The sequence below is a fragment of the Streptomyces sp. NPDC057939 genome (assembly GCF_042887545.1).
Taxonomy (GTDB): Bacteria; Actinomycetota; Actinomycetes; order Streptomycetales; family Streptomycetaceae; genus Streptomyces.
This window is the reverse complement of record NZ_JBHVPG010000009.1, coordinates 5,735-22,355: the sequence shown is the minus strand read 5'-3', so window position 1 is coordinate 22,355 and position 16,621 is coordinate 5,735. Positions and strand designations below refer to the sequence as shown.

At 70.8% G+C, this 16,621-nt stretch carries 13 protein-coding genes and 1 pseudogene; 12 read left to right on the top strand and 2 right to left on the bottom strand.

The window, feature by feature from the left end:
* Positions 1-16 precede the first annotated feature (16 nt).
* Complete coding sequence (locus ACFVS6_RS12925) at positions 17-613, bottom strand: vitamin K epoxide reductase family protein (protein ID WP_389703277.1); 597 nt, start codon at positions 611-613, stop codon at positions 17-19.
* A gap of 164 nt (positions 614-777) precedes the next feature.
* Here ACFVS6_RS12925 and ACFVS6_RS12920 point away from each other — a divergent pair, with 164 nt between their 5' ends.
* The gene (locus ACFVS6_RS12920; RefSeq protein WP_389703275.1) at positions 778-1,929 is read left to right on the top strand and encodes a sensor histidine kinase; all 1,152 of its coding nucleotides are present in this window, start codon (positions 778-780) and stop codon (positions 1,927-1,929) included.
* Positions 1,930-1,976: 47 nt separating this feature from the next.
* On the opposite strand, the gene ACFVS6_RS12915 is transcribed toward ACFVS6_RS12920, so the two are convergent.
* Entirely contained in the window at positions 1,977-3,026 is a 1,050-nt protein-coding gene (locus ACFVS6_RS12915) for a rod shape-determining protein (protein WP_389703274.1), read from the bottom strand.
* Between the two features lie 118 nt (positions 3,027-3,144).
* Here ACFVS6_RS12915 and ACFVS6_RS12910 point away from each other — a divergent pair, with 118 nt between their 5' ends.
* The 11 genes and pseudogenes from ACFVS6_RS12910 to ACFVS6_RS12860 form a co-directional block, all read left to right on the top strand.
* A complete protein-coding gene (locus ACFVS6_RS12910) occupies positions 3,145-4,665 on the top strand; it encodes a bifunctional folylpolyglutamate synthase/dihydrofolate synthase (protein WP_389703272.1) in 1,521 nt (506 codons plus the stop codon).
* A gap of 7 nt (positions 4,666-4,672) precedes the next feature.
* Positions 4,673-5,029, top strand: coding sequence for a DUF4233 domain-containing protein (locus tag ACFVS6_RS12905; RefSeq protein WP_388894686.1), 357 nt, complete (start codon positions 4,673-4,675; stop codon positions 5,027-5,029).
* 65 nt (positions 5,030-5,094) lie between these two features.
* A complete protein-coding gene (gene ndk, locus ACFVS6_RS12900; protein WP_388894689.1) occupies positions 5,095-5,505 on the top strand; it encodes a nucleoside-diphosphate kinase in 411 nt (136 codons plus the stop codon).
* Positions 5,506-5,801: 296 nt separating this feature from the next.
* Positions 5,802-6,821 carry a rod shape-determining protein gene (locus tag ACFVS6_RS12895; protein WP_008738981.1) on the top strand — a complete coding sequence of 340 codons (1,020 nt, stop codon included), beginning with the start codon at positions 5,802-5,804 and terminating at the stop codon, positions 6,819-6,821.
* Between the two features lie 167 nt (positions 6,822-6,988).
* Positions 6,989-7,930 carry a rod shape-determining protein MreC gene (gene mreC / locus ACFVS6_RS12890; RefSeq protein WP_281209716.1) on the top strand — a complete coding sequence of 314 codons (942 nt, stop codon included), beginning with the start codon at positions 6,989-6,991 and terminating at the stop codon, positions 7,928-7,930.
* A 12-nt stretch (positions 7,931-7,942) separates the two neighbouring features.
* Complete coding sequence (gene mreD, locus ACFVS6_RS12885) at positions 7,943-8,647, top strand: rod shape-determining protein MreD (RefSeq protein WP_281209717.1); 705 nt, start codon at positions 7,943-7,945, stop codon at positions 8,645-8,647.
* A 13-nt stretch (positions 8,648-8,660) separates the two neighbouring features.
* A complete protein-coding gene (gene mrdA, locus ACFVS6_RS12880; RefSeq protein ID WP_389703269.1) occupies positions 8,661-10,841 on the top strand; it encodes a penicillin-binding protein 2 in 2,181 nt (726 codons plus the stop codon).
* Positions 10,842-10,860: 19 nt separating this feature from the next.
* A complete protein-coding gene (gene rodA / locus ACFVS6_RS12875; RefSeq protein WP_389703267.1) occupies positions 10,861-12,060 on the top strand; it encodes a rod shape-determining protein RodA in 1,200 nt (399 codons plus the stop codon).
* 170 nt (positions 12,061-12,230) lie between these two features.
* On the top strand, positions 12,231-13,892 hold the full coding sequence (locus ACFVS6_RS12870; RefSeq protein WP_389703266.1) for a CHAD domain-containing protein: 1,662 nt from the start codon (positions 12,231-12,233) through the stop codon (positions 13,890-13,892).
* Between the two features lie 72 nt (positions 13,893-13,964).
* Entirely contained in the window at positions 13,965-15,890 is a 1,926-nt protein-coding gene (locus ACFVS6_RS12865) for a TIGR03960 family B12-binding radical SAM protein (RefSeq protein ID WP_389703264.1), read from the top strand.
* A 148-nt stretch (positions 15,891-16,038) separates the two neighbouring features.
* A pseudogene (locus tag ACFVS6_RS12860) lies at positions 16,039-16,621 on the top strand (hypothetical protein); the annotation flags it as partial.

Genomic DNA, 16,621 nt, shown 5'->3' with positions numbered 1-16,621 from the left:
CTCGCGCATCCGCCCCTCACAGCAGCCGGGTGCCGAACCGTTCGAGGACGAGTAAGGCGACGACCGCGTACAGGGTCAGCGGGACCAGCCAGTGGGGGAGGGCCCGCAGCGGGGAGCCGGGCCGGGACAGGTACCGGGTGACGTACCAGAACAGCGGGATCACCACGGCCCAGACGAGGACGCACCACGGGCAGAGCGCACCGATGACGTAGAGGCACTGGCCGATCAGCCACACCGTGAACGCGAAGCCCGCCGCGGTTCCCGCCCACACGGCGCGCCAGAGGGGGCGGGGGAGTGCGGCTCCGGCGGTGAGGGCCGCGCCGAGGGCGGCGAGCGCGGCGAAGCCCGCGAGGCCGAGGAGCATGTTGGGGAAGCCCAGCAGGTTGCCCTGCCAGGTGTTCATCACGTCACCGCAGCTCAGGACGGCGTTGACGTTGCACCCCGGGGTGAAGAGGGGGTCCTCCAGGGTGCGGATGCGGTCGTGGGTGAGGACCCCGGAGGCGAGGACGCCGAGCAGGCCGCCGATGAAGAGGAGCAGTCCGGTGCGCCGGCTCCCGTCGATCGTGGGGGAGGCCTTCCCGGTGGTCCGCGTGGTGATCTTCGGGGCGGTCATTCCTCCGACGCTACGAGGGGCAGGGGGTGCCCGCCCAGGGCGGAAGGTCGCGGGTGCGCAGGGCCGTCCGGCCCTGCCCGGGGGTAACCGGAGTGCCGCATATCACTTCATATGTCCCCGGATCGGATCCGATCCGGGTGTGCCGACCACGGATGATGGGGGGCATGCGCGTCAAGCCCGTCGTCCTCGCGGCGTACCACCGGGTCGCCGCCTCGGGCCGCCGGCGGGCCGAGTGCTGGGCGGCCTCGCCCCGCGCGCTGGACGTCATCACGGCCCTGAGCTGCCTCGCCCTGGTGGCGCTGGACCTGCCCGGTCTCGCCGCCGCCGACAACTCCCTCAACGGTTGGCTGGCCGCCCTCGTGCTGGCCGTGGGCTGTTCGAGCCTGCTGGTGCGGCGCCGGGCGCCCTGGGTCGCGTACGTGACGGCCCTGCTGTTCGTCGGCTGGCTGCACGAGCTCACCCTGATCCAGTTCGCGCTGTACTCGGTCGGCCGCTACCGGGGCCGCCGGGCCGGGATCCTCGCGACCGTCGGCTACGTCGCCTTCGCGTTCGCCGTGTTCAGCATTCCGGGCTGGCCCGAGCCCCGGATCCAGACCCTGAGCTCCTTCCTCAGTCTCGTCGTGCCGATCGGCGTCCTGGCCTCGGCCGTGGGCATCGCGGCCTACCGGCACGACCTGGTGCGGGAGCTGGAGGCCCGGCGGGCGGAGTCGGCCGTGTCGAACGCCGTCCAGGAGGAGCGGACCTCGGTCGCCCGGGACGTCCACGACTTCGTCGGGCGCGAGCTGACCCTGCTGACGGTGCGCTCCGAGGTGCTCTCGGTGCGGGCACGGCGGACGACGTACGCGAAGGACTTCGAGGAGCTCGCCGACACCGCGCGGCGGGCGCACCTCGTGCTGAACGAGATCATCGTGCAGCGCGGGGAACGGGACGCGACGCCCGGCGTGGAGGGGCTCGCCGCGCTGGCGCGGGAGAGCGAACGGGCGGGCTCGCCCGTACGGCTCACGCTGGACCCGGAGGTGCACGGGCTGTCGCCGCTGCGGCAGGCGGCGGTGTACCGGGTGGTGCAGGAGTGCCTGACGAACGCGGCCAAGCACGCCCACGGGGAGACCATCGAGGTCTCCATCGCCACGGACGGCCCGCTGCTGCGGATCGCCGTGAGCAACGGCCTCCCGGACCGGACGCCGGGCCGGGCCCCCGTCTCGGCGGGATCCGGCACGGCGAGCATGTCCGAGCGCGTGAGCAGCCTGGGCGGAACCCTGACCGCCACCCGTACGGAAGGGGGCTACCTGGTGGTGGCCACCCTGCCGCGCTCCTGACGTCGCGGACCCGTGGGCGGTGCCGCGCGGCCTCCGAGCCGGTCCGGTCAGGCCTTGGCCGGGGCCAGCAGGCCGTTCAGGGTGTCCAGGTCCTCGACGCAGCGGCCCGAGCCGAGGGCCACGCAGTCCAGCGGGGCGTCCGCGACGTGGACGGGGATGCCGGTCGCGGCGGCGATGCGCAGGTCCAGGCCGGGTAGGAGCGCGCCGCCCCCGGTGAGGACGATGCCGTGTTCCATGACGTCCCCGGAGAGTTCCGGGGGGCACTCCTCCAGGGTGGTGCGGACGGCCGCGATGATGGCCTCGACCGGTTCGTCGAGCGCGGTCCGGACGTCGGCGGCCGTGAGGTCGAGGGTCTTGGGCATGCCGCCGACCCGCTCGCGGCCGCGCACCGTGAAGGTGAGGGTCTCCAGCTCCGGCCGGTCCGGGACGGGCCCGGCGGAGCCGATGGCGACCTTGACGTCCTCGGCGGTGCGCTCGCCGATCAGCAGCGAGTGCTCCTTGCGCACGTGGTCCATGATCGCCGCGTCGAGCCGGTCGCCGCCGATCCGCAGGGACTGGGCGGTGACGATGCCGCCCAGCGAGATGACGGCCACCTCGGAGGTGCCGCCGCCGATGTCGACGACCATCGAGCCGCGGGCCTCGGCCACCGGGAGTCCCGCGCCGATGGCCGCGGCCATGGGCTCCTCGATGAGGTGGACGGACTTCGCGCCGGCCCGGGTGGAGGCGTTCACGATGGCCCGTCGCTCGACCGGGGTCACCCCCGAGGGCACGCAGATCACCATGCGGGTGCGCGGTCGCCGGCCGGGGACGGCCTTGCGGACGAAGTGCCGGATCATCTCCTCGGCCGCCTCGTAGTCGCAGATCACCCCGCCCCGCAGGGGACGGATCGCGGTGATGGATCCCGGGGTGCGGCCGATGGTCTCCTTGGCCTCCGTACCGACGGCGAGCGCCGTGGTCGTGCCCGCCTTGACCGCCACCACGGACGGCTCATTGAGGACGATCCCGTGGCCCCGGGCGTAGACGAGGGTGTTGGCGGTCCCCAGGTCGATTCCTATGTCGCGGCTGGAAGCGGTCTTTTTGGTGCTGGCCTGCGGCATTTGTTCCCCAATCTCCTGTCCGCAAGGCTTGCATAACGATCCGGTCGCGTTCCCCGCCGAAGGTCCCGAAACGGCCGGGCCGAAAGTCCTCGGGGTCCCCGTCCGTAGACTGGGGTCCGTGAGTGACCAGCAGCCCGAGAGCCCCGACCGAGACAACACCGTCGACGAGTTCGACCAGATGGTCGCGGAGGAGTCCGACCGCGACCCCGACCTGGCGGTGATCGAGGCCGGCAGCCGCACCCTGCGCGCGCAGGCCGGAGCGCCGCTGGGCGACCCCGTGCCGTCCCGCCCCGAGGACCCCGAGGTCGCGAAGGCGTTGCTGGAGGTGGAGCAGGAGCTGGCCACCCGCTGGGGCGAGACCAAGCTGGAGCCGTCCGTCAGCCGGATCTCCGCGCTGATGGACGTCCTGGGCGAGCCGCAGCGGGCGTACCCGTCGATCCACATCACCGGCACCAACGGCAAGACCAGCACCGCCCGCATGATCGAGGCCCTGCTGAACGCCTTCGAGCTGCGCACGGGCCGCTACACCAGCCCGCACGTGCAGTCGGTCACCGAGCGGATCAGCCTGGACGGCGCTCCGATCAGCGCCGAGCGCTTCATCGAGACGTACCACGACGTGAAGCCGTACGTGGAGATGGTGGACGCCGCCGAGGAGTACCGGCTGTCGTTCTTCGAGGTCCTCACGGGCATGGCGTACGCGGCCTTCGCGGACGCGCCCGTCGACGTGGCCGTCGTAGAGGTCGGCATGGGCGGCAGCTGGGACGCGACGAACGTCATCGACGGCACGGTCGCGGTGATCACCCCGATCAGCCTCGACCACACCGACCGGCTCGGCACGACGCCCGGTGAGATCGCCCAGGAGAAGGGCGGCATCATCAAGCAGGACGCGACCGTCATCCTGGCGCAGCAGCCGGTCGACGCCGCGCAGGTGCTGCTGAAGAAGGCCGTCGAGGTCGACGCGACGGTAGCCCGCGAGGGCATGGAGTTCGGCGTCGTCTCCCGCGAGGTGGCGGTCGGCGGTCAGATGCTGACCCTGCGCGGGGTGGGCGGCGAGTACGACGGCATCTTCCTGCCGCTGTACGGCGCCCACATGGCGCACAACGCGGCCGTCGCCCTGGCGGCCGTCGAGGCGTTCTTCGGGATCGGCGGGGAGCACGCCCGCGAACTCGACGGCGACACCGTGCGGAAGGCCTTCGCCTCGGTGACCTCGCCGGGCCGCATGGAGGTCGTGCGCCGCAGTCCGACCGTGGTGCTGGACGCCGCGCACAACCCGGCGGGGGCGCGGGTCACCGCCGAGGCGGTCACCGAGGCGTTCGGCTTCAGCCGGCTCATCGGGGTCGTCGCGGCGAGCGAGGGCAAGGACGTCAAGGGCGTGCTGGAGGCCTTCGAGCCGATCTTCGCGGAGGTCGTCGTCACGGAGAACACCAGCCACCGGGCGATGGGCGCCGACGAGCTGGCGGCCGTCGCCGTCGAGGTCTTCGGCCCCGACCGGGTGCAGGTCGAGCCGCGGCTCGACGACGCCCTGGAGGCCGCCGTCACCTTGGCGGAGGAAGAGGCCGAGTACGGAGGGGCCGGGGTCCTGGTGACCGGTTCCGTGATCACGGTGGGCGAGGCCCGCCTGCTGTTCAAGAGAGGCTGAGGGATCGATGCGCACGCTCTGCGCGAGCACGCTGATCGGTGAGTTCTTCATCGTCGGCTTCGCGGGCCTGGTGGCCATGAAGAACCCGGACCTGACCCAGGCCCAGGTGTGGACGGTCTGCGGCGTGACCATGCTGCTGTCCGTGCTGCTGTGCGGGATGCTCTCGCGCCCGGGCGCGGTCCAGCTCGGCTGGGCGCTCCAGATCGGCCTGATCGCCAGCGGTTTCGTGGTGCCGACGATGTTCTTCCTGGGCGCGGTCTTCGCCGGCCTGTGGTGGTGCTCGGTGCACTACGGGCGGCGGATCGACGCCATCAAGGCCCGCTGGGCCGAACAGGCGGAAGCGGCCGCTCCTGACGCTGCGTGACGGTTCACCGTGACGGCCCTGTAGATTCGTCCTACCGCACCCGTATGCCGCAAGGAGTTGCCACCATGACCCAGCGCACGCTCGTCCTGCTCAAGCCCGACGCCGTCCGCCGCGGCCTGATCGGCGAGATCGTCGGCCGCATCGAGCGCAAGGCCGGCTGGACCATCCCCGCGCTGGAGCTGCGCACGCTGGACGCGCAGACGCTGGAGACCCACTACGGCGAGCACAAGGGCAAGCCCTTCTACGAGCCGCTCATGGGCTTCATGTCGAGCGGTCCGGTCGTCGCCCTGGTGGTCGAAGGGGAACGGGTGATCGAGGGCGTCCGGCAGCTGGCCGGACCCACCGATCCGATCGCCGCCGCGCCCGGCTCCATCCGGGGGGACTTCGGGAGCATCACCCGGGAGAACCTGATCCACGCCTCGGATTCCGAGGAGTCCGCGGAGCGGGAACTGAAGCTGTTCTTCCCCGCGCTCTGAATACTCTTTCCTGACGAGACATCAGCCGAATAGCGCTCATGACCTGGGGCGACCGAAGTAATTTCGGTCGCCCTTCGGTATTTCCGAGCCCTTCGGGGAACGCATGGGCAGGACGCGACGTCACCACTAAGGGGGCGGGTATCCGTTCCGGCGGGATTGCCGGAGTCCCGTCGCGCGGTGTCCGTACTTGCGGCACTACGATGGGGCCTCCACCCACACACCCACCTCGCCGACCTGACAGCAGCCGCTATCAACTGGAAGGCCAGACGCTCCTCATGGGGAACAAGGGGAACACTATGTCGTTCATCGGCCGTGACATGGCGATCGACCTCGGGACCGCCAACACGCTGGTGTACGTGAGGGGCCGGGGAATCGTCCTGAACGAGCCGTCCGTGGTCGCCATCAACACGAACACCGGTGGCATCCTGGCGGTCGGCTCCGAGGCGAAGAAGATGATCGGCCGGACGCCCGGCAACATCGTCGCCGTACGGCCCCTCAAGGACGGCGTGATCGCCGACTTCGAGATCACCGAGCGGATGCTCCGGTACTTCATCCTCAAGATCCACAAGCGCCGCTACCTGGCCCGTCCGCGCGTGGTGGTCTGCGTGCCCTCCGGCATCACGGGAGTGGAGCGACGCGCCGTCATCGAGGCGTCCACGCAGGCCGGCGCCCGCCAGGTGCACATCATCGAAGAGCCCATGGCCGCCGCCATCGGCTCGGGCCTGCCCGTCCACGAGGCCACCGGCAACATGGTCGTGGACATCGGCGGCGGCACCACCGAGGTCGCCGTCATCTCCCTCGGCGGAATCGTCACGGCACAGTCCATCCGGGTCGCCGGTGACGAGCTGGACAACGCGATCATCCAGCACATCAAGAAGGAGTACTCGCTCCTCCTCGGTGAGCGCACCGCCGAACAGATCAAGATCACCATCGGGTCGGCGTACGACCTCGACAAGGACGAGCACACCGAGATCCGCGGCCGCGACCTCGTCTCGGGCCTGCCCAAGACCGTGGTCATCTCCGCGGCCGAGGTGCGCAAGGCCATCGAGGAGCCGGTCAACGCCATCGTCGACGCGGTCAAGACGACCCTCGACAAGTGCCCGCCGGAACTCTCCGGCGACATCATGGACCGCGGCATCGTGCTGACCGGAGGCGGCGCCCTGCTGCGCGGCCTCGACGAGCGGCTGCGCCGCGAGACGGGCATGCCGATCCACATCGCGGAGGATCCGCTCGACTCCGTCGCGCTCGGCTCCGGCAAGTGCGTGGAGGAGTTCGAAGCCCTCCAGCAGGTTCTGGACGCCCAGCCCCGACGATGACCGGATCCCCGTCGAAGGGGCAAGCGGAACACAAGGATCCGCCGTACGGGTGCTAGCGCGCCGGTGCGGCGGATCGTTGATATACAGGCACAGTCCGGTCGGAGTCCCGGCTCCACCGGAGCGGCTTCGCCGCACGGGTATCTACGAGGAAGGCACGGCCGCCGCACGTGAGGGACACACGAGAGAGCCGGCTGCTCCTGGTGCTTCTGATCGCCATCGCGTTCGCATTGATCACGGTGGACATCAGAGCGGGCGAGGAGTCTCCGGTCGACGGTGCCCGGCAGGCCGCCGCGGCGGTCTTCGGCCCGGTCGAGAAGGGCGTCGCGACCGCGGTGGACCCGGTCGCCAACGCCATAGGGGCGGTGCGCGACTCCGGTGAACGCCACAACCGGATCGCCACGCTCGAACGCGAGAACAGCATGATGAAGGCGAAGCTCGGCAGCGAGGACCAGAACCGCAGCCGGATCCGCGAACTCGACGAGATGCTCAAGCGCGCCGGCGCCGGCCAGTACGGCATCAAGGGCGCCGAGGTCATCGCCATAGGAGCGGCCCAGGGCTTCTCCTGGACCGTCACCATCGACGCCGGCAGCAAGGACGGCATCGAGCGCGACATGACCGTCCTCAACGGGGACGGGCTCGTCGGCCGGGTCGCCACCGTCGGCCCCGACACCGCCACCGTCGTCCTCGCCAACGACCCCGACTTCACCGTCGGCACCCGGCTGGAGAAGACCAACGAACTCGGCTTCGCCACCGGCCAGGGCGACCGGGCGCTCTCCGTCCAGATGCTCAACGGCAAGGCCAAGGTGAGCCCGGGCGACCGGCTCGTCACCTTCGGCTCGCGCGGGAACAAGCCCTTCGTGCCCGGCGTCCCGATCGGCGAGGTCGTCAAGGTCGACCCCTCGCGCGGCGACCTGACCCGGACCGTGTGGATCCGCCCGTACGTGGGCTTCTCCCGCCTGGACATCGTCGGCGTCGTCGTCATGCCCCCGCGCGAGGACCCCCGCGACACGGTCCTGCCGCCCAAGCCCGAGGCCCCCAAGCCGACCCCGACCGTCACGGTCACGGTCACCCCCTCCGCCGGCGTGTCCGGCAAGCCGGCCGACGAGTAGGAGCTGACCGTCATGCGCTTCAACCGGATCCTGCTCTCGGCCACCCTCATCGTGGTCGCCCTCGTCGTACAGGTCTGCGTCCTCGGCCGGCTCCAGCTGCCCGGCGCCGTACCCGACCTCGTCCTCCTGACCGTCGTCGCCCTCGCCCTCGTGTACGGGCACCTCAGCGGCGCCCTCATCGGCTTCGGCGCCGGACTGCTCACCGACCTGGCCCCGCCCGCCGACCACGCCGCCGGGCGGTACGCGCTCGTGCTGTGCCTGATCGGCTACCTCGTCGGCCTGGTCCGGCCCGACAACGGACGGTTCCGCTCGGCCTGGGGTCCGATGCTCACCGTCGTCGCCGCAGCGATCGGCTCGACCCTGCTCTACGCCGGAGTCGGCGCCCTCGTCGGCGACACCGCCGCCCGACACGTGGGCCTGACCGGGCTGGTGTTCACCGCCACCCTCTACGACCTGCTCCTCGCGCCCTTCACCGTGCCGTTCATCATGGCCCTGGCCCGGCGCGCCGAGAACGACCCGATGGCCGTCGAGGCGGGCGGCGGACCGCCCCAGGGCAACGACGTGTCCAGCGGCTGGCTGGCCGGCGGCACCGGACTGCGCATCGGCAGCCAGCGCGGCGGCCTGCGCCTGAAGACCGCACGGGGGCGGGCCAACCGGGCCGGCCGCATAAAGGGCGTCAAGGCAGTGAAGAGCGTGAAGAGCGTCAAGAAACTGTGAGACGGGAGCGGACGTGAGCAACATCCCCGAGACCGGCCGCACCTCCCGGGTGCGGATCCGCCTGGTCATCATCCAAGTCCTCGTCCTCTCAATGTTCGTCACCCTCGGCGGACGCCTGTGGTACCTCCAGATCCGCAACGGCGAGGAGTACTACCACGAGGCGAAGAGCAACCACGTCCAGCGGGTCGTCCAGCCCGCCGTACGCGGCTCCATCCTCGACGCCCGCGGCATCGCGCTCGCCGACAACGAGACCCGCCTGGTCGTCTCCGCCAGCCGCACCCAGCTGATGAAGATGAAGGACCGGGGCAAGGCCGTCATGACCCGCCTCGCCGGCGTCCTGGACATGGCTCCCAAGGAAGTCATGGACAAGGTCCGGCTCTGCGACTCCGAAACCCCCAAGCCCTGCTGGAACGGCTCCCCGTACCAGCCGATCCCGGTCACCCTCGAAGCCACCACGCAGCAGGCACTGCAACTGCGCGAACGCCCCGAGGATTTCCCCGGCATCACCGCGGAGCCCACCGCCGTCCGCCGCTACCCCGCCCCCGGCGGGACCCGTACCGCGCAGGTCCTCGGCTACCTCTCGCCCGTCACCGACGCTGAGATCCAGAAGGCCAAGGACACCGACTCGCCCCACCTGCGCTCCGACCAGGTCGGCCGCTCCGGCATCGAGCGCACCTACGACACGCAGCTGCGGGGCAAGGCGGAGGTCACCTCCTACGAGGTCGACAACCTCGGCCGGGTCATGGGCCAGACCAAGTCCGACCCGGGCATCCCCGGCGCCACGCTCGTCACCAGCATCGACGCACGGGTCCAGTCCGTCGCCGAGTTCGAACTCCAGCAGGCCATGAAGACCGTCCGCAACGAGACCGACAAGATCACCGGCCGCAAGTACGAGGCCGACTCGGGCGCCGTCGTCGTCATGGAGACCAAGACCGGCCGCATCGTCGCCATGGCCTCCCAGCCCGACTACGACCCCAACGCCTGGGTCGGCGGCATCTCCGGCACCGACTACGCCAGGCTGACCAGCAAGAGCTCCAACTACCCGCTGCTCAACCGCGCCATCCAGGGCCAGGCCCCCGCCGGCTCCATCTTCAAGGTGGTCTCGGCGAGCGCGGCCGTGCGGGCCGGCTACGACTTCAACAGCAAGTACAACTGCAGCAGCTCCTACAGCCTGGGCGGCCGGAGCTTCGCCAACTTCGAGTCCCAGGGCCACGGCCCCATCACCCTCGGGGACGCCCTCAAGTTCTCCTGCAACACCGTCTTCTACGCCCTCGGCCACAAGGAATGGCAGCGCGACGGCGGCCTCAAACCCAAGAAGGACGCCCACGACTGGTTCTACCGGACCGCCCGCGAGTTCGGACTCGGCTCGGAGACCGGGGTCGACCTGCCGAACGAGGTCACCGGCCGGATCCCCGACCGCCGGTGGAAGAAGAGCTTCTGGGCGGCCAACAAGGACTCCTGGTGCAAGCAGGGCAAGAAGGGCGGCACGTACGTCGAGCAGATCGCCTACGAAAGCTGCCTGGAGGGCAACCAGCTCAAGGCGTTCGACAGCATCAACTTCGCCATCGGCCAGGGTGACGTCCTCGTCACCCCCATCCAGATGGCCACGGCCTACGCCGCCATCAGCAACGGCGGCACCCTCTACAACCCCACCGTCGGCAAGGCCGTGATCAGCCCCGACGGCAAGCGCGTCGACATGATCAAGCCCGCCTCCCACGGCCGGCTGCCCGTCGACGCCAAGACGATCCGCGACCTGGACAAGGGCCTGCGCTCGGTCGTCGCGCCCGGCGGCACCGCCGCCTGGCGGTTCGGCGGCTGGCCGCTCGACAAGATCCCGATGCGGGCCAAGACCGGCACCGCCCAGGTCTACGGCAAGCAGACCACCTCCTGGCTGGCGACCTACACCGACGACTTCACGATCGTCATGACGATCTCCCAGGGCGGCACCGGCTCCGGGGCCTCCGGGCCCGCCGTCCGCAACATCTACAACGCCATGTACGGGCTCGACATGGCCGGCAACCAGGACCCGAAGCGGGCCCTGCTGCCGAAGCCGCAGGCACAACTGCCCAGGGTCAACGCCGACGGTTCCATCGAGGCCCCCGAGATCAAGCCCTACGTGCCGCCGTCCCCGGAGGAGCTGAACCCGCCCGTGCTCGCCGGACCCCCCGCCGCACCCCCCAAGCACCAGGACTGAGGACCGAGGACCGCACGACATGCAGACCGCCAACAAGTTCTCCGTCTCCCGGTACGCGCCCGAGCGCGGGACGGTGGCCAAGCTCACCGCCCGCGACTCCGTCGTGCGCCGGCTCGACTGGCCGATACTCCTGTCCGCGCTCGCCCTGTCCTTCATCGGCGCCCTGCTGGTGTGGTCGGCCACCCGCAACCGGACCCAGCTGAACCAGGGCGACCCGTACTACTTCCTGTTCCGGCACGCCATGAACACCGGCATCGGCCTCGTGCTGATGATCGGCACCATCTGGCTCGGGCACCGCACCCTGCGCGGCGCCGTACCGGTCCTGTACGGGCTCTCACTGGTCCTGATCATCGCGGTGCTCACCCCGCTGGGCGCCACCATCAACGGCGCCCACGCGTGGATCGTCATCGGCGGCGGATTCTCGCTCCAGCCCTCCGAGTTCGTGAAGATCACGATCATCCTGGGCATGGCGATGCTGCTCGCGTCGAGGGTGGACGCGGGCGACCTCGCCCACCCCGACCACCGCACCGTCGTCAAGGCGCTGTGCCTGGCCGCCGCCCCGATGGGCATCGTCATGCTGATGCCCGACCTCGGCTCCGTCATGGTCATGGTCGTCATCGTGCTCGGCGTCCTGCTGGGCTCCGGCGCGTCCAACCGGTGGGTACTGGGCCTGATCGGCTCCGGCGCGGGCGGGGCGATCCTGATCTGGCAGCTCGGCGTCCTCGACGAGTACCAGATCAACCGCTTCGCCGCCTTCGCCAACCCCGAACTCGACCCGGCGGGCGTCGGCTACAACACCAACCAGGCCCGCATCGCGATCGGCTCGGGCGGACTGACCGGATCCGGCCTCTTCAAGGGCTCCCAGACCACCGGCCAGTTCGTGCCCGAGCAGCAGACCGACTTCGTCTTCACGGTCGCGGGGGAGGAGCTGGGCTTCCTCGGGGCCGGGCTGATCCTCGTACTGCTCGGCATCGTGCTGTGGCGCGCCTGCATGATCGCCCGCGAGACCACGGAGCTGTACGGGACGATCGTCTGCGCCGGGATCATCGCCTGGTTCGCCTTCCAGGCCTTCGAGAACATCGGCATGACGCTCGGCATCATGCCGGTGGCCGGACTGCCGCTGCCCTTCGTGTCCTACGGAGGATCCTCGATGTTCGCCGTGTGGATCGCGGTGGGTCTGCTCCAATCCATCCGGGTGCAACGGCCCCTGTCGGCCTGACCGGCGACCGGGGGACGAACGCGGGGTCGAAGGCGGGGCCCGAGGGCGACGCGGAGGCGGGCCGGGACGTTCCCGGCCCGCCTCCGGCGCGTTCCCGATGCCTCCTCCGCGCGTTCCCGGCGCGTCGTGGCGCACTCCCGCGGCGGCCCGAACCGGTCTAGATTCGGTTCATGGCGGACAGCAAGCGTGAGATCGAGCGGAAATTCGAGTTCGCGCCCGGGAGGGCCCGGAAGCCCGGAAAAGTCGGCAAGCCCGGAAAAGTCGGCAAGACCGGGAAGGGCGACGAGGCCGGGAAGGGCCACGAGCCCGGCACGCGCGCGAGCTCCGGGCAGGACCCGGCCCGCGTCCCGGACCTGACCGGCACCGCCGGGATCGCGGAGACCCGGGACCGGGGAACCGTCCTCCTCGACGCCGTCTACTACGACACCCCCGACCAACGCCTCGCCGCCGCCGGCGTGACCCTGCGCCGCCGAACGGGCGGCGAGGACGCCGGCTGGCACCTCAAACTGCCCGTCTCGCCGGGAGTCCGCGACGAGGTCCACGCCCCGCTCCGCGACTCCGATTCCGACTCCGATCCGGCCGGGGACGCCGACTCCGTGCCCGGCGCCCTGGCCGCCCTCGTACGCTCCCGGACCAGGCAACAGCCCCTGGAACCGCAGGTCCGACTGGTCTCCTCCCGCGACGTCGTCCACCTGCTCGACGCCGACGGGCGACTGCTCGCCGAACTGTCCACCGACGCCGTCCTCGCCGAGCGGGGCACCACCACCGCCGAGTGGACCGAGGTCGAGGTCGAGCTGGCCGACGGAACGGACCCCGCACTGCTGGACGCCGTCGAGAAGACCTTCGACGAAGGCGGACTCAAGGTCTCCGACGCCCCCTCGAAACTGGCCCGCGCCCTCGCCGACACCGGCGCCGCACCACCCGCACGGCCCGGCCCGGAACCCGCCGACGGATCGGCCGGCGCGCACGTCCTCGCGTACCTGCGCGCCCAGCGCGACATCCTCGTTGCGCAGGACCCCGCCGTCCGCCGCGACCTCCCGGACTCCGTGCACCAGATGCGCGTCGCGACCCGCCGACTGCGCAGCGCCTTCAAGAGCTACCGCAAGGTCCTGGACGGCACGGTCACCGACCCGCTCGGCGAACAACTGCGCCGACTGGCCGCCGAACTCGGCGTCGACCGCGACCAGGAAGTACTGGCCCGGCGGCTGCGCTCCCGCCTCGACGAGGTTCCCGCCGAACTACGGCTCGGGCCGGTCACCGACCGGCTGCGGACCTGGGACACCGCCCGCCGCCGAGCCTCCCGCGGCCAGGCCCTGGCCGCGCTCGACAGCGCCTGGTACCTGGGCCTGCTCGACGCCCTCGACGCCGTGCTGGCGGACCCGCCGCTGCGCAAGGCCGCCGCCAGGCCCGCCGAGAGCGTCCTGCCCGAGGGGATCCTGCACGACGACGAGCGGCTCGCGGGCCGCGTCGAACACGCCCTGGCGATGGAACCGGGCAAGGACCGCGACGTGGCACTGCACGGCGCCCGCAAGGCCGCCAAGCGGACCCGGTACGCGGCCGACGCCGCCCGGGCGGCGCTCGGCAAGCCGGCGAAGCGGATGTCGAAGGCCGCCAAGTCCGTACAGACCCTGCTCGGCGAACACCAGGACAGCGTCGTGTCCCGGGAGGCGCTGCGCGGCATCGCCGCTCAGGCGGCCGGCGCGAGTGAGGCGTCCTTCACCTGGGGGCTGCTGTACGCCCGTGAGGAGGCGTACGCCGAGCGGCTCGAACGGGAACTCCCGGACGTCTGGGCCGAGGCGCGCGACCCGGAGCTCAGGTCCGCACTCAAGTGATCATGTGGGCAGGGCGTAGTGGCCCTCGGGGTACGCTTGAGAGTCGCCCCCTGCCCGCTTCACGAAAGTCGCGTGATGTCCGAGTCGGTCTTCCCACAGCTCGAAGCTCTGCTCCCGCATGTGCAGAAGCCCATCCAGTACGTCGGTGGTGAGCTCAACTCCACGGTGAAGCCGTGGGAGAGCGCGGACGTCCGCTGGGCGCTCATGTACCCGGACGCCTACGAGGTCGGGCTGCCCAACCAGGGCGTCATGATCCTCTACGAGGTGCTCAACGAGCGGGAGGGCGTCCTCGCGGAGCGCACCTACTCCGTGTGGCCGGACCTCGAAGAGCTGATGCGCGAGCACAAGGTGCCGCAGTTCACCGTGGACAGCCACCGCCCGGTCGGCTCCTTCGACGTCTTCGGACTGTCGTTCTCCACCGAGCTCGGCTACACCAACATGCTGACGGCCCTGGACCTCGCGGGCATCCCGCTGGAGGCCAGGAACCGCACGATCGACCACCCGATCGTCCTCGCGGGCGGCCACGCGGCCTTCAACCCCGAGCCGATCGCGGAGTTCATCGACTGCGCCGTCATCGGCGACGGCGAGCAGGCCGTCCTCGACATGACCGAGATCATCCGCGCGTGGAAGGCCGAGGGCCGCCCGGGCGGCCGCGAGGAGGTGCTGCTCCGCCTCGCCAAGACCGGCGGCGTGTACGTCCCCGGCTTCTACGACGTCGAGTACCTGCCGGACGGCCGCATCGGCCGCGTCGTGCCGAACCGCTCCGGCGTGCCGTGGCGCGTGTCCAAGCACACCGTCATGGACCTCGACGAATGGCCCTACCCCAAGCAGCCCCTGGTCCCGCTCGCCGAGACCGTCCACGAGCGGATGTCCGTGGAGATCTTCCGCGGTTGCACCCGCGGCTGCCGTTTCTGCCAGGCCGGCATGATCACGCGCCCCGTGCGGGAGCGAAGCATCACCGGCATCGGCGAAATGGTCGAGAAGGGCCTGAAGGCGACCGGCTTCGAGGAGGTCGGCCTGCTGTCGCTGTCCTCGGCCGACCACACCGAGATCGCCGACATCGCCAAGGGCCTCGCGGACCGCTACTCGGACGACAAGGTGGGCCTGTCCCTCCCGTCGACCCGCGTGGACGCCTTCAACGTGGACCTGGCCAACGAGCTGACCCGCAACGGCCGCCGCTCGGGCCTCACCTTCGCCCCCGAGGGCGGCTCCGAGCGCATGCGCAAGGTCATCAACAAGATGGTCTCGGAAGAGGACCTCATCCGGACCGTCGCCACCGCGTACGGCAACGGCTGGCGCCAGGTGAAGCTGTACTTCATGGTCGGCCTGCCGACCGAGACCGACGAGGACGTCCTCCAGATCGGTGACATGGCGGTCAACGTCATCGCCAAGGGCCGCGAGGTCTCCGGGCAGAACGACATCCGCTGCACGGTGTCCATCGGCGGGTTCGTGCCCAAGCCGCACACCCCGTTCCAGTGGGCGCCGCAGCTGTCGGCCGAGGACACGGACGCCCGCCTCGGCAAGCTCCGCGACAAGCTCCGCGGCGACAAGAAGTACGGCCGCTCCATCGGCTTCCGCTACCACGACGGCAAGCCGGGCATCGTCGAGGGCCTGCTCTCGCGCGGCGACCGCCGCATCGGCGACGTCATCCGCGCCGTGTACGAGTCCGGCGGCCGCTTCGACGGCTGGCGCGAGCACTTCTCGTACGACCGCTGGATGGAGGCCGCCGAGAAGGCGCTGCCCGCGTACGGCGTGGACGTGGCCTGGTACACGACCCGCGAACGCACCTACGAGGAGGTCCTGCCCTGGGACCACCTGGACTCGGGCCTCGACAAGGACTGGCTCTGGGAGGACTGGCAGGACGCCCTCGACGAGACCGAGGTCGAGGACTGCCGCTGGACCCCGTGCTTCGACTGCGGCGTGTGCCCGCAGATGGACACCCAGATCCAGATCGGCCCGACCGGCCAGAAGCTCCTGCCGCTGTCGGTCGTGAAGTGACCTCCGGCCGACCCGGCCGCTGAAGCACCGGACGTGCCCCCACCGGAAACGGTGGGGGCACGTTCCATTTCCGGACCTTTCCCGCATGGCCCGCTCCTTAGTGCCCCGATGCCGCAACGGCTCGGCCCCGTGGTGTGTCCTTCAGGGCATGGAAACCGAGAAGCCACAGCACGTGCCCGGCGGCGAAGGGTGTTTGGTGGGGGTCCTGCGGGTTCCCGTGAAGATCGTCGCCGTGCTGGTCGTCCTGCCGGTACGGCTGATCTGGGACCTGCTCGTCCTCGCCGCGCGCACCACCCACCGGCGGGCCCTGCGCCCGGTCGGCGCGGCCGCGGCCCGGCTGTGCTCCGGCCTGTACCAGTACGTGCTGACCCCGCTGGGGCACGGGATCGCGTGGTCGGGCCGGGGTGTCGTCCTGGTGGTGCGGTGGCTGGCGTTGGGTCTTCTGTACTGGCCGTGGGTGGGCCTGTGGCGGTACGTGCTGGTTCCGGTGGCGACCGCCGCCCACCGGTACCTGCTGGCCCCGGTGTGGCGGTACGTGTTGGCCCCGCTCGGGCACGGGCTGCGTTGGTTCCTGCCGAGGGCGTTCGCCGCGGTCTTCGTGTGGCCGTGGGTCGGGCTGTGGCGGTACGTGTTGATCCCGCTGGGGCACGGGATCGCGTGGTCGGGCCGGGGTGTCGTCCTGGTGGTGCGGTGGCTGGCGTCGGGTCTTCTGTACTGGCCGTGGGTGGGTC

Bases quoted from the DNA above. Each gene is read 5' to 3' on its own strand.
- ACFVS6_RS12920 (WP_389703275.1), top strand. From the start codon at position 778: ATGCGCGTCAAGCCCGTCGTCCTCGCGGCGTACCACCGGGTCGCCGCC.
- ACFVS6_RS12905 (WP_388894686.1), top strand. From the start codon at position 4,673: ATGCGCACGCTCTGCGCGAGCACGCTGATCGGTGAGTTCTTCATCGTC.
- ndk (WP_388894689.1), top strand. From the start codon at position 5,095: ATGACCCAGCGCACGCTCGTCCTGCTCAAGCCCGACGCCGTCCGCCGC.
- ACFVS6_RS12915 (WP_389703274.1), bottom strand. From the start codon at position 3,026: ATGCCGCAGGCCAGCACCAAAAAGACCGCTTCCAGCCGCGACATAGGA.
- ACFVS6_RS12870 (WP_389703266.1), top strand. From the start codon at position 12,231: ATGGCGGACAGCAAGCGTGAGATCGAGCGGAAATTCGAGTTCGCGCCC.
- mreD (WP_281209717.1), top strand. From the start codon at position 7,943: ATGCGCTTCAACCGGATCCTGCTCTCGGCCACCCTCATCGTGGTCGCC.
- ACFVS6_RS12925 (WP_389703277.1), bottom strand. From the start codon at position 613: ATGACCGCCCCGAAGATCACCACGCGGACCACCGGGAAGGCCTCCCCC.
- rodA (WP_389703267.1), top strand. From the start codon at position 10,861: ATGCAGACCGCCAACAAGTTCTCCGTCTCCCGGTACGCGCCCGAGCGC.
- ACFVS6_RS12895 (WP_008738981.1), top strand. From the start codon at position 5,802: ATGTCGTTCATCGGCCGTGACATGGCGATCGACCTCGGGACCGCCAAC.